Source organism: Vreelandella rituensis (genome assembly GCF_003336665.1).
Lineage (GTDB): Bacteria > Pseudomonadota > Gammaproteobacteria > Pseudomonadales > Halomonadaceae > Vreelandella > Vreelandella rituensis.
In genome coordinates this window covers 17,857-31,463 of sequence record NZ_QPIJ01000024.1, presented here as the reverse complement: position 1 = coordinate 31,463, position 13,607 = coordinate 17,857, and the positions used below count along the sequence as shown (strand labels likewise).

Annotated in this window: 10 protein-coding genes; 9 read left to right on the top strand and 1 reads right to left on the bottom strand. The window is 58.8% G+C overall.

Features of this window, described 5'->3' with window-relative positions; translation table 11 throughout:
• The first annotated feature begins 59 nt into the window (after window positions 1-59).
• The 4 genes from DU506_RS11095 (at window position 60) to DU506_RS11080 (ending at window position 7,227) form a co-directional block, all read left to right on the top strand.
• Complete coding sequence (locus DU506_RS11095; protein ID WP_114487003.1) at window positions 60-1,391, top strand: TolC family protein; 1,332 nt, start codon at window positions 60-62, stop codon at window positions 1,389-1,391.
• Window positions 1,388-2,539 carry an efflux RND transporter periplasmic adaptor subunit gene (locus DU506_RS11090; protein ID WP_114487002.1) on the top strand — a complete coding sequence of 384 codons (1,152 nt, stop codon included), beginning with the start codon at window positions 1,388-1,390 and terminating at the stop codon, window positions 2,537-2,539. The genes DU506_RS11095 and DU506_RS11090 overlap by 4 nt, the downstream gene beginning before the upstream one ends.
• Window position 2,540: 1 nt before the next feature.
• Window positions 2,541-5,759: an efflux RND transporter permease subunit gene (locus tag DU506_RS11085; protein ID WP_181870742.1), complete on the top strand. Its 3,219-nt coding sequence runs from the start codon at window positions 2,541-2,543 to the stop codon at window positions 5,757-5,759.
• Between the two features lie 151 nt (window positions 5,760-5,910).
• Complete coding sequence (locus DU506_RS11080; protein WP_114487000.1) at window positions 5,911-7,227, top strand: hypothetical protein; 1,317 nt, start codon at window positions 5,911-5,913, stop codon at window positions 7,225-7,227.
• 1 nt (window position 7,228) lies between these two features.
• Here the strand turns inward: DU506_RS11080 and DU506_RS11075 are convergent, their stop codons facing one another.
• Entirely contained in the window at window positions 7,229-7,747 is a 519-nt protein-coding gene (locus DU506_RS11075) for a zinc ribbon-containing protein (RefSeq protein ID WP_114486999.1), read from the bottom strand.
• A gap of 174 nt (window positions 7,748-7,921) precedes the next feature.
• On the opposite strand from DU506_RS11075, the gene leuS reads away from it, so the two are divergent.
• From leuS to DU506_RS11050, 5 genes are all read left to right on the top strand, one after another.
• Complete coding sequence (gene leuS, locus DU506_RS11070; protein ID WP_114486998.1) at window positions 7,922-10,519, top strand: leucine--tRNA ligase; 2,598 nt, start codon at window positions 7,922-7,924, stop codon at window positions 10,517-10,519.
• Window positions 10,516-11,013 (top strand): LPS assembly lipoprotein LptE, encoded by a 498-nt coding sequence (lptE, locus tag DU506_RS11065; RefSeq protein WP_114486997.1) that lies wholly within the window; start codon window positions 10,516-10,518, stop codon window positions 11,011-11,013. Before leuS ends, lptE begins: the two co-directional genes overlap by 4 nt.
• On the top strand, window positions 11,010-12,068 hold the full coding sequence (holA, locus tag DU506_RS11060) for a DNA polymerase III subunit delta (RefSeq protein WP_114486996.1): 1,059 nt from the start codon (window positions 11,010-11,012) through the stop codon (window positions 12,066-12,068). Before lptE ends, holA begins: the two co-directional genes overlap by 4 nt.
• A 157-nt stretch (window positions 12,069-12,225) precedes the next feature.
• The gene (locus DU506_RS11055; protein ID WP_114487026.1) at window positions 12,226-12,630 is read left to right on the top strand and encodes a PA2779 family protein; all 405 of its coding nucleotides are present in this window, start codon (window positions 12,226-12,228) and stop codon (window positions 12,628-12,630) included.
• A 54-nt stretch (window positions 12,631-12,684) separates the two neighbouring features.
• Window positions 12,685-13,566 (top strand): PA2778 family cysteine peptidase, encoded by an 882-nt coding sequence (locus DU506_RS11050; protein ID WP_235825534.1) that lies wholly within the window; start codon window positions 12,685-12,687, stop codon window positions 13,564-13,566.
• Window positions 13,567-13,607: the final 41 nt, after the last annotated feature.

Below are 13,607 nucleotides of genomic sequence, written 5' to 3'. Positions count from 1 at the left end.
CACTCTCGAAGCAACACGCTCGAAGAAACACTCAGGAAATAGAGAAAAGTTCACGGACCATGAGTAAAAAGGGAACCCCATCGCCATTCAAATGGGCATCGATACTGTTCGTTTTATTGATACCCGAGGCCGCCAGCGCGCTGTCGCTGGAGGAAGCACTGGCTATCTCCCGGGAGCAGGCAACCACCCTGCAGTCACTCGCGGCTGAAACCCAGCGCGCAGAAGCCACTCATCAGCAGACAGCTCAAGCCTACCTCCCCACCATTAGCGCAGATGCTACCTGGCTGAGAGCGGATTCCTCATTTATTACCGGCGTGCCGGTTCCCACCCTGGGCATACCTCTCACCACCCAGCGCAGGGATTTCGGCCCGGTCGAGGGCACCCTGACGGGCATTCAGGTGACACAACCGCTGTTCAATGCCGATGCCATTCAGACCCGACAAAGCGCAGCTTTAAATGTGGATGCTCGCCGCTATGCGGAGCAATGGGGACAACAGGCCATCCGCCTGGAAGTATCGCGCCTGTATTTCAATTTCATCCGCCAGCAGCAGCGCGAGGAAACCGCACAAATGTCGCTGCTTGCGGCTCAGGCATCCGCCAGGCTGGCCCAGGCAAGCTATCGAGAAGGCATGGCATCGCGCCTGGATACCGAACAGGCAGACGCTGAGCTGGCCGCAGCCCAAGCCCGGGTGGCACAAGCGATAGCCGAAAAGCGCCAAGCAAAGCTTATGCTGAAACGCCTGCTGGGCATCGCACCCCAGCAAGAGGTGGCGCTATCAAGCGCCTTGCCGGAACCTGCGCCTCCCGTCGGGATCGACGCTACTCAGTCGCGAAAGGACCTGCAAGCCAGAAAATTAGCCGCCACGGCTGCCAGCGCCGCAGTAAAAGCCTCAAGGGCCGAATGGCTGCCTAACGTGAACCTGCTGGCCCGGCAACAATGGCTTGACGGCGATGAGCCACTCAATACCAGCGGGGATGGATGGCTGGTCGCGGTCAACCTCCAGTGGACCCTTTTTGATGGTCTTGGCCGTGAAGGTAGAATCGCCGAGTCACAGGCTAAAGAACGCAGTGCACGGGTGGAACTCGATGAAACCCGGCGGCGTATCCAGCAAGAGCAAGCCATCGCCATGAGCCAGTGGGAAGCTGGCTGGGCTGGCTGGCATGCGGCCCAAAAAGCCCAGGAGGCGGCACAAAGAGCCAACCAGCTGGCGTTGCGGCGCTATGAAGAAGGCCTTGGTTCGATGACCGACCTTCTGGCCACCCAGGCCCGGCTCGACCGCGAGCGCCTCGCCCTGATCAATACCCGCTATCAAGCCGTTCTTGCCGGTATGAACTACTATCTTCAGCATGGTTACGACCCACTTCTGGCGCTGAAGGACCCGCTCCGATGAAGGATCTGTTTCGCCTTCTGTTGTCGCTGGCTGCCATTTTCATACTGACTGGTTTTATGCTGACGGGGTGTTCCGACGAAGCCCCTGAACCCACCGAGGAAGCAGCCGCAACACCTACCGTCAACGTCGGGGAAGCAATCGAGTGGCGCTACCCCTCGACCCGCCAACTTCCCGGTGTGGTGAGTCCCGGAAAAAGAGCAGTGCTGAGCACTCGAGTGTCGGGCACCTTGACCTCGGTTCCCGCATCGCCCGGCGACCGGGTGGAAACAGGCGACCTATTGGCCACGGTGGATGCAAGAGAGGTGGAAGCAGCCATTTCCGCTGCTCAGGAAAAGGTCGCGGCGGCACAGGCCGCGCTTCAGCAGGCAAGGCTGGAAAGCCAACGGCTGCAAAGGCTTTATGCAGAAGACTTGATTGCCCGAGTGCGCACCGAACAGGCTGATGTCAGAGTGAGTGAACTGGAGGCTCAGTTGCAAGCAGCCCAGTCAGAACTCAAGGCGCAACAGGCAAACCGCAGCTACACCCGCCTGACCGCCCCGTTCGCAGGCCAGGTCACTGAAACCCTGCTGGATGCCGGAAGCTTTGTCGGCCCCGGCCAGCCACTGGTGGTGCTCGAAGAACGTGGTCGATTACAAATCGATGTTCCGGTTTCCAGTGAGCTGGCAGAGCTGCTGGCTCCCGGCCAGCAACTTTCGGTGCTTTCCGGCTCTGACGAGACGATGACCGAAGCACGGCTGGTCAGCGTGATACCCGCGCTGAACGATCAAGGCACCGGCCAGCGCCTGAGGCTTTCAGTTGACGACCCACCAGAGGGCCTGAGACCCGGCCAGGTGGTCAGTGTGATAGTGCCGACCCAGCGCTCCGGGCGACAAGACTCGGGCGATGCCTGGGTGGGGTTGCCTCAGGCGGCGCTGATCCGGCGGGGCCAGCTCACGGGGGTATTGGTGGTGGATGACTCGAATCAACAGCCGGCGCTGAATCTGCGCTGGATAAAGACAACAGCGCCGCCTGCAGACGCGGAGAATCTGATACCCGTCACTCAGGGCCTGGCAGTAGGTGAGCTTGTGGTACTGAACCCTTCCCCAGCGCTTCAGGACGGCCAGCAGGTCAGCATCCAGAGGACCGATCAAAGCCTCGGGGAGGAATGACTTGCGCCTGGGTCTTGCCGGACATATCGCCAACCGCTTACTGGATTCGCCGCTGGTGCCGCTGTTCGTCGTGGCCTGTTTCCTACTGGGCGGCTATGCGCTTCTGGTTACCCCGCGAGAAGATCGCCCCGACATTGATGTACCCACAGCCGTGGTATTGCTTCCCTGGCCAGGCGCAGGGATCGAGCGTGTCGACGACCAGTTGGCACGCCGAACGGCAGGCTGGGTACGTGAGATCGCGTCGGTCGAAGAGGTGCGCAGCAGTAGCTCCAACCATGCAGCGCTGCTCTCGGTTGAGTTCGTCGCAGGCACACCCAAGGCGTCTGCTTTCTCCGAGCTGAATGAGATTTTCCAGGCCCGCGCCAGCCAGCTACCCGAAACCGCCGAACCTCCCAGCATCCAGGTCTTCGGCGAGAGTCGTCTGGTGGTGTTTCTGGCCACCCTCAGCAGCAAAACCCTGAGCCTTGCCGGGCTGGAAGACATTGCTACCGAACTTGCAGCGAATATCCAGACAATTCCCGGCGTGCGGGGTGTCGAGCACTTTGGCGGTGACCCCACTGCCATCGAGGTGCTGCCCAAGCCGACGGCGCTTGCCGCCCGGAATATTTCCCTGAACCGGCTTGCCGAAGCGATTGCCGGGGCGAACCAGCAACTTCCCGCAGGCCGGCTCGAAAGCGCCCCGGTCACCGACCTTGAGGTCGGCATGACGATCACCAGCCCCGAGCAACTTGGCCGACTGCCGGTAGGCGAGGATGGCGGGGGGCCGGTATATCTGGAGGAAGTGGCTGACATCAAAATTGGCCGTGTAGAGCAATATCAAGGTGTCCTGCACTGGCAAAGGGACCAATCGGTTCCCTTCCCTGCCGTTACGCTGGCGGTGACGACCCTTGAAGGCATGAACGTCAGCGATGTCACCCGACAGGTACAGGCAAGGCTGACCGAATTCGCCAGCCACTCTCTGCCTGCGGAGGCGCAGCTGACTGTCAGCCACGATGCAGGCATCGATGCCACCGAGCGGGTCTACAATGTGCTGGTGCAGCTATTGACCGGCACCTTGGTGGTGGTCGGCATTATCTGGCTGGGGCTCGGTTGGCGTGCGGCACTCATTATCGCCATCATGATGCCCGCGTCTCTCTCGATCGTGCCTTATCTTTACAACCGCTTCGATTTTACCCTCAACCCGGTGTCGATCGCGGCCATGATCCTGGCTATCGGTATTCTCTCGGACGATGCCGTGGTCATGCTTGAAAATGTGGCTCGCCACTTTCGAAGCGCCAGAGAAAAAAGCCGGGAACTGACGGTAAAGGCCGTCAACGAGGTGGGAAATCCGACTATCCTTGCTGACTTGCTGGTGGTGGCCACCCTGCTGCCGACCGCCTACATCACCGGCGAGATGGGCCAGTATGTGCGCGCCCTTCCAATTGGCGCCTCGGCGGCCGTGCTGTTTTCGCTGCTGGTCGCGCTCACCATAACCCCCTACTTCGGCTTTCGTTTGCTCAAAGTCGAGGGCAATAAAAGCGGAAAAGACCGCAAACCCGATGATAGAGACAAAAATCGAGACGAAGACCGGGACAAAAAAGAACAAGAGGAACAAAACGAAGCCCCCCTGGTAAGGCATTATCGCCGCCTGCTCTCGCCATTCTTTGCTCATGCCTCTCTGCGCTGGTTGTTTTACCTGGTGCTGGTCGTGCTTCTTCTGGCGAGCTTTTCACTCGTCGGCCTGCGTATCGTCCAGATAGGACTGACCCCTCTGCTCGACCGCAACGTCTTTGCTGTGGATATCGAGCTGCCACCCGCCTCGACGCTGACCGAATCCTTGTCTGCAGCCTCGGCGCTCAACAGACAGCTGCGCGAGATCCCGGAAGTTGAGGCCGTGACCATTTATTCGGGCCTCTCCACCCCGCTGATTTATCCCCCTGAAGCACTTTATTCGCCTGAGGCAAAAGCGCCTCGGGATCTCACGCTACACATCGAGCTCGTCCAGGAAGATCAGCGAGACCGCCAGAGCTACCAAATCAGCCGAGAGATTGCTCGTAACCTCAGCATTTGGCTGGCGCCTTATGGAGGGAAAGGCCACATAGTGCGCATTCCTTCCGGACCCAGCAGCGACCGTGCGATCACCGCTGAAATTTACGGGCCGGACCCCGCGATACGTCAGGCAACGGCAGACCGCATTGAGCAATGGCTTAGTGAACAAGAAGGCGTGATTTCCACGCAGCAGCAGCCTTCTCTCGCGCTTCCCTCACTCAACCTGGAGGTTGACCCGGAGCGGGCTGCGACCTTCGGGGTCATTCCCGCCGCAGTGACCCGCACCCTGTACCTGGCGATTCAGGGAGAAACACTGGCGAACTGGTCGGGAATGCCCCATTCCAGAGATCCGGTCCCAGTGATACTGCGCCTCGCAAGAGCCGACCGGGAAAGCGAGCAGGCACTGCGAAGCCTGTATGTGATCAGCGAGAATGACCGAGCCGTGCCTCTGGAATCGATTGTCGATTTCAACCATAGCGAAGGCGACCAGGCACGCTTTCGCCGAGGGCTCATGCCGGTCACTACCGTATTTGCCGATCTGGATCGCTCAGTGGCCCAGCCGCTCACCGTTCAGCTGGAATCCTTGCGCGGTTTGGGAGAGCCGGATATCGACATCCGCTGGCTTGCTCCGCCCGACCAAGCCACGGAGCCGGTACTCTACTGGTCGGGGGAATGGGAGATGACGCGGGATGTCTACCGGGACCTGGGCGTAGCCGGACTGGTGGTGATGATTTTGATCTACGTCTTGCTGGCTGGCTGGTTCCGTTCCTATCGGCTGCCCGTATTGATCATGCTGCCGATCCCGCTGGTTTTTATCGGCGTTATCCCGGCGCACTGGGCCTGGGGAATCAATATTGCCGGTACCGGCATTCTCGGGGTGATCGCCTTGGGCGGTATCGTGACGCGCAATGCCATCCTGCTGGTGGATTTCATCGAAAAGCGCCTGGATGAAGGCATGGCGTTAAAGGAAGCGGTTATTCAGGCAGGTGCTCAACGTACCCGCCCTATCATCTTGACCGCCGCCACCGTCATGTTCGGCAGCGGCGTTCTCATATTCGAACCGTCGCTCGAACCCCTTGGCCTCACCCTGGCCAGCGGGGTGCTCATCTCCACCGTGCTGACCCTGGTACTCATCCCCCTGCTTTACTTCCATGCCTTCAGCAATGAATCAGAGAAGACAACTCAGGCGTAGACCAGTCGCGACCCAAGGCAGGCGTCATTCAGTGCATATGGCGTGTAAAGCCTTGTGATCGGGCACTTCAGTCTTGCAAAAAGAAGTGCTTAGGCGCTGGTCTTCGTGGGTCAATCCCTTTAGCCTGCTAATTCACTGTTAGGATACCGGCATGCAAGAGACGACCCCGAGGCAACGCTTGGCAGGCGTGCTGATCCTGCTTGGGCTTATCGCGCAAATTATCGGCTTTACCGGCCTGGTGGCTACCGCACATGCGGTGAGCTATTTGCTGTGGGCATCGGTTGCGTTGCTGTGGCGCGACATTCCTAAGCGTTCGCGGATTCAGGCGGGAGCGTTGATGGCCATTGGCACCCTGATGCTGCTGGTGGCGCGCTTTGTGTATGGCGCAAAGGTGGATTGGCCCGCCATGTTGCAGGGCAATACCTTTGTGGTGGCAATGCTGGTGGGCGTGAGTTTCATCGGCTTGATCGGCTCGCGGCGCGGCCATGAACCGGCCCCCGGGCGAAAGTTAACTGGAGCCGGCGGCATTCTGCGTACCTGGCTGGGAGTGCATTTTCTAGGCATTATTCTGAATCTTTCCACGGTCTTCATGGTGGGCGATCGTTTGGCACGCCGTGAGCCATTGAAAATGCCGCAATTACTGGCCTTGAATCGCGGTCTTTCCAGCGCTGCCCTATGGTCGCCGTTCTTTGCCTCGATGGGGGTGGTGATCACCTTGGCGCCGGAAATGCAGTATCCGCATATTCTGAGTATCGGCCTGCCCTTGGCACTACTTTCCGGGTTGATTACCACTTTCGAGATGAAGCAACGCTTTGAACTGAACGATGTTGAGGGGTTTTCCTTGGCGCCCACCAGCCTGCTGATGCCCGCCGGCATGGCCGCGCTGGTGATGGTGTTTCATTTCTGGATAACGCCGTCACTTACCATCGTCAGTATCATCACTTTCCTGCTGCCCAGCGTCGCGGTGCTGGTCAATCTGCGTGATGGGCCGCTCTGGACCCTGCGGCGCATTCGCCGGCACACCACCACACGGCTACCGGCCATGCGCGGGGAAATTTCGCTGTTTCTGGCGGCGGGGTTATTGACGCTGGGACTTTCGACGTTCGTCCGGGCTGTCGCCGGCAGCGAATGGACGTTGTTTGCGGTTTTCGGCACGCCACAGGCAATTTTCAGCTTTGCCGCCATCGTCGCAAGCGCACTGATCGGCTTGCACCCTATCATCGGCGTGTCTGTGCTGGCGTCCGTCTTGACGCTCGAGGCAGGCAGCCAAACGCTGTTCGCCTTCGTGGCGCTGGCGTCCTGGGCGGTCGGCACCAGCGTCGGGCCGCTTTCGGGGATCAACCTATCGCTACAGGGTAGATACGGGGTGAGTGGATATCGGATGATGACAAACAATGCCTACTACGCCCTGATCATGAGCGGACTTTCGATTGTCGCCATCATCCTGATGGGCTGGTGGCAGGGGTGACTCAGCTTGCTGCGGCATCCGGCAAGCGATAGAAATAGCGGTGGCCGCACTGGTGGCAGGGTTCAAGACGCCCGACTTCCTCGAGCGTTACCTGGGCATCGCAATGCACGCAGGCCATGCGCCCCGGCGCGACCACCTCCCCTTCGCAGTAATCGGCGCGTGCCGCTTCCAGGTCGTCCTTCAGTTGCTCATTTTCGACGATGCTGCGGTCGGCGATGGACAGCAGTGATTCGGCGACGCTGCGGGAAATCTTGTTGAGGTCAATCCCCAGCCAGCTGGCGACATGCTTGCCCGAGTCTTTCAGGTAGATACGCATGTCTTTCAGGTCACGCTCGACCCACGCACGCAACAGGGCCAATTCGTCCTTGGTGAATTCCTCGAGTTCACCTTCGAATTCGACCGCCTCGTCCAGCTCGTGTTGAAGGTTTTCCCAGGTCAGCTCGTCAGCGCCACCCTGAAGCCGCTCCAGCATCCGTTCGTAACCTTCCCGTAGACGGTTATCGTTCTTTTTTTCACTCATGATGGCACTCCTTATCCTCGGGCTATTTCTACGACTACTATTGTGTCTTACCGCTAGCCGTTCAAGGTTTTACCTGCATAGGATACAATCCACGAAACAAATTCGACACTTGTCATCCACCATTCACCTTGCGCCCACTTTACGGGCCATACGCCAAGGCATTTAAAAAAACCGATGGACGCACATTACAGCCCCCGTGATATCGAACGCGACGCCCAACAGTACTGGGACAAGAACCAGTGTTTCAAGGCAGTGGAAGACGCCAACCGCGAGAAATTCTATTGCCTGTCGATGTTCCCTTACCCCAGCGGCAAGCTGCACATGGGGCACGTGCGCAACTATACCATCGGCGATGTGGTATCGCGTTTTCAACGCATGCAAGGCAAGAACGTCATGCAGCCGATGGGCTGGGATGCATTCGGCATGCCGGCGGAAAACGCCGCCATTCAGAACCAGGTACCGCCGGCCGAATGGACCTACCAGAACATCGATTACATGCGTAATCAGCTCAAGGCGCTGGGCTTTGCCTACGACTGGAGCCGTGAATTCGCCACCTGCGATACTAGCTACTACCGCTGGGAGCAGTGGTTTTTCACGCGGCTAGTTGAAAAGGGGTTGGTCTACAAGAAGATGTCCACGGTCAACTGGGACCCGGTGGACCAGACCGTACTCGCCAATGAGCAGGTCATCGAAGGGCGCGGCTGGCGTAGCGGCGCCCTGGTCGAGCGCAAGGAAATCCCCCTGTGGTTCCTGAAGATCACCGACTACGCCGAGGAATTGCTGGCGGACCTGGATAAGGTCGAATGGCCCGAACAGGTCAAGACCATGCAGCGCAACTGGATCGGCAAGTCGCGCGGGGTGGAGCTGAGCTTCGATATCAAGGCCGCCGACAGCACGCCCTCCTCCGCGATCAGCGTTTACACCACCCGCCCGGACACCCTGATGGGCGTGACCTATGTGGCGGTGGCCGCCGGGCACCCCTTGGCCAAGCAAGCGGCACAAGCCGATGCCGAGCTTGCCGCCTTCTGCGATGAATGCGCGCGTGGCGGCACTTCCGAAGCCGCCATGGCCACCATGGAAAAGAAAGGCATGCCTACCGGGCATAAGGCCGTGCATCCGCTCAGCGGCGAGGAAGTGCCGGTTTTCGTGGCCAACTTCGTGCTGATGGAATACGGCACCGGGGCGGTCATGGCGGTACCCGGTCACGACCAGCGCGACTGGGAATTCGCCACCAAATACGGCCTTTCGATCAAGGCGGTGATTGCCGATGAAAAGGGCAACGAGCCGGATATCTCCCAGGGCGCCTACGCCGAATACGGCCCCTTGATTCACTCCGGTGAATTCGACGGCCTGAACTTCGAGCAGGCGTTCGAGGCGATTGCCGGGGCGCTCAAGGCGCTGGGCAAGGGCGAGGTCAAGACCAATTTCCGTTTGCGTGACTGGGGGGTTGCCCGCCAGCGCTACTGGGGAGCGCCGATTCCGGTCAAGTACGGCCCCGAAGGCCAGACCGTTCCGCTCACCGATGCAGAACTGCCGGTCGAGCTGCCCATGGAAGTTACCGTGGATGCTTCAGGTTCGCCGCTCAAGAAGATGCCGGAATTTTCCGAGCTCGGCGACGGCTGGATACGCGAAACCGACACCTTCGATACCTTCATGGAATCCTCCTGGTACTACGCGCGGTTTTGCTGTGCCGACAACCACGATGCCATGCTAGACGAGCGCGCCAACTACTGGTTGCCGGTGGATCTTTACATCGGTGGTATCGAACACGCCATCCTGCACCTGCTTTATGCGCGCTTCTTCCACAAGTTGATGCGTGACTTCGGCCTGGTCGATTCCGACGAGCCGTTCCAGCAGTTGCTGACTCAGGGCATGGTGATCGCCGAGACCTACTATCGCTCGACCGCCAACGGCGGCAAGCAATGGTTCAACCCCGCGGATGTCGAGGTCAAGCGCGACGAGAAAGGCCGCCCGGTAAGCGCAATATTGATCGGTGACGGCCAGCCGGTGGAAATGGGCGGCATCGAAAAGATGTCCAAGTCCAAGAACAACGGGGTCGACCCGCAATCGATGATCGACAAGTTCGGCGCCGATACCGTGCGTCTGTTCATGATGTTCGCTGCTCCTCCGGAACAGTCGCTGGAATGGTCGGATTCCGGTGTGGAAGGCGCTCACCGCTTCCTCAAGCGGCTATGGCGCCAGGTTTCCGAGCATCTGGAGGCCCGCGAACCCGTGGCACTGGATATCGCGGCCCTGGACGACGACCAGAAAGCCCTGCGCCGCAAGACCCATGAAACCTTGAAAAAAGCCGGTGACGACATTGGTCGCCGTACTACATTTAATACTGCCATCGCTGCCGTCATGGAGCTTTCCAATGCTTTGGGGCGTTTCCAGAACGAAGGTGATGCGGCGAATCCGCAGAGCCTGGCCATTAGCCGCGAGGCGCTTGAAGCCTGCGTCTTGCTGTTAGCGCCCATTACGCCGCATACGTGCCACGCTCTATGGCAAGCACTGGGCCACAGCGAGCCGGCGATAGACGCTGCCTGGCCAGCCGTGGATGAAGCCGCACTAACCCGCGACACCCTTGAATTGGTGGTGCAGGTCAACGGCAAGTTACGCGCCCGCATCGAAGTGCCGGCGGATGCGGATAAAGCGACAGTGGAAGACATGGCGATGAGCCAAGAGAACGTGCAACGACACCTTGAAGGCAAGACCGTGCGCAAGGTAATCGTGGTTCCCGGCAAACTGGTCAATATCGTGGTGAGTGGATGAAACGTCGCGACGTCCTTTACGCCCTCGCAGCGGGGGCACTCGCCCCCTTGTTGCTAAGTGGCTGCGGGTTTCAGCTGAGAGGCAGTGATATGCCAACCACGCTACCCGAGCTGAGTCTTGCAGGCGATACCGAAAGCGGCCTGGCACGCGAGTTCATCTCGCGCTTGCAGCGGGCGGGCTCCGGCGTCAGCGACCAAGCGCCTTGGGTGGTCACCCTGGGCACACCTCGCCTGGAGGAACGGACCTTGGGCGGCGAAGGCCGGGCCAGCCGCGACCATGAGCTCACCTTGCGCGCAAGCGTGGCACTTCAAGAACGCAGCGACGATACCTATCATCTACATACCGAGACGCTCAGCACATCCACGCGCATTCGAGTCAATGACGATGATTTACTTAATCGTGAAGCGCTGTTTTCCGAGGCTCGTGGTCAACTTGAAAAACAGCTTGCCCAGAAAATCCTTGCACGCCTGGTCAACGTGGCATCCTGGCAATGAAAGTATTTTCTGACCAGCTACCCGCGGCTTTGGAAAAAAAGCTTCCCAAGGTGGTGATAGTCGCTGGAGAGGAGCCGCTTCAACACCGTGATGCCTGCGATGCCGTTCGAGCGGCGGCACGCAAGGCAGGCGTGGAAGAGCGCGAGGTGCTTGACGTCGAGGCTAATTTTGCCTGGGGGCGGCTAGACGAAGCGTCCAACAACCTTTCGTTGTTTGCCAGTTGCAAGCTGCTGGAAGTTCGCCTGGGCAAGCATAGCCTGGGCCAGGAAGGCGCCAAGGCTTTGAGCCGCTATGCGGAACGGCTCGCCACATGTGACGATATTCTGCTGATCAGCATGGGCAAACTCGATGCCAAGCAACAGAAAAGCGCCTGGTTCAAAGCCTTGGACAAACATGCCTTGTTCGTTCCTGTATGGCCGGTGGACGCCTCCCGCCTCGGGTTCTGGTTGCGCGATCGCGCCTCGCGCCATGGGCTGACCCTTGAGCTGGACGCTGCCCGGCTGCTCGGTGAGCGTACCGAAGGCAATCTTCTGGCGGCCGACCAGGAATTACAGAAACTTGCCTTGCTGAGTTCGCCCGGTGCCCGAATTACCCCCGAGAGCATCATGCAGGGCGTGGAAGATAATACCCGCTTCGATGTTTTCACCTTGGCGGATGCCTGCTTAAAAGGCGAACCCGCCAGAACCTCCCGTGTTCTTCATGGCTTGCGCAGTGAAGGGGTCGAAGCACCCATCGTTCTCTGGGCACTCAGTCGCGAGTTGCGTACCTTACTCTCGATTCAACAGCATCTGGAACAAGGCCAGAGCTTCGAGCACGCATGCAAGGCGCAAAAACCCATGATCTTCGATAAACGTCGCCCCGCCTACCAGAAGGCGATTGCGCGGTTACCCATGAAACGCTTGCACAAGTTGCTGCTCATGGCTCAGCGGCTGGATCTTTCAATCAAGGGTGCCGTGGCGATACCTACCTGGGAGGGCCTGCATGACTTGGCGCTGACCCTGGCGGGAGGCCGCGGATTATTGGCGGATACCGCCTGGACGTACCAAGTGCGTTAACTAGATAACGCCATTCTTCTGCTATCATCTTCTAGACTGACGACCTTACCCGTCATCGATCCTGCTATCATCGACACCCAGCAGGGTTTACCGCCTCGGGTATCGTTGATTTACTTTCACTTAAATAATCACCTTCACTAAAAAGGGACTTCCCATGATGAAAAAACTGCGCCTCTACCTGACACCTCTTCTGATCACTGCCTTTCTCATTGGCAGCATGCCGGTGGCGGCGACTCCTCACGGTCAAGCGGAAACCGGCCTGGTTTCCACCCAGGCTGCCTTGAGCGCTGACAGCAGCAGTGCCGAACGCGAGCGTATCAGTGAGGTGCTTGCCCGAGCTGATGTGCAGGAGCAGCTGCTCGCCCAAGGTGTCAGCCTTGACGAAGTGGAGAAGCGCGTTGCCGCCCTGAGCGATGCCGAGGTCCACCAGATGGCTGAGCAGCTTGAACAACTACCTGCCGGTGCCGGCGGCGGTGTGATCGGTGCCTTGTTTGCCGTCTTCATCATCTTGTTGGTCACCGATATTCTCGGCTTGACCGATGTCTATCCCTTCACACGCTGATCGATAATGCCATTTTGTCTATTTTACGCCCGCTCCGCGGGCGTTTTGCTGCTGATGAGTCTTCTACTAGGCTGCGCCGCCTCGCCTCGCCTGAATGATTCCACCTTGAATAACCTGCCGCCTGGTGATCTTCTAAAGGAAGTACCCTTTTACGCACAGCGTGATTATCAATGCGGTCCGGCTTCGCTTGCGATGGTACTCAATGCCGCCGGCGTCAATGTGGAAATGGAGAACTTGATCCCCCAGGTCTTCATTCCTGGGCGTAAAGGTAGCGTTCAATCCGAAATGCTGGCGACGGTACGCCGCCATGGCATGATTCCCTTTCCTATTGAAGGCTCCTTGGACGCCCTTCTGACCCAGCTGGCAAGTGGGCAGCCCGTGGTGGTACTTCAGAACCTGGCATTGCCTGTCTGGCCGATGTGGCACTATGCCGTAGCCATAGGCTATGACCTGCCGACACGCACCTTGACATTGCATAGCGGTGAAATTTCAAATCATGAAATGTCCCTGAGTCGTTTTGATGCCACCTGGGCACGCAGTGAACGCTGGGGTTTTACAATAATGTCTCCCGGCTCTGTGCCCGAAGCAATACGCCCTTTTCGTGCTATTGAAGCGATTAGCACCTTTGAATCCGTCCAAGGGGTGCAAGCGGCCCTGCCCAGCTGGAAGGCACTGGTAAACACTCACCCTGACAGCGCCATGGGGCATTTCGCCTTGGGCAATGCGCATTATGCCGTGGGTGAAATAAAAAAATCCCGGCAGGCGCTTGAACAGGCGGTACTTCTGGATGAATCATTAGGTGTGGCCTGGCTCAATTTGGGCTTGATCGAACGACAACTGAATAATGACGTGGAGGCAAGGCGCGCACTGAGCCGTGCAGCCGCATTGACTGGCCCTTGGCAGACAAAAGCCCAGGAAACACTTAATACTCTTTAGCGTGTTAACTAGGGCATTTTACGCATTGAACTTCTTTGAAA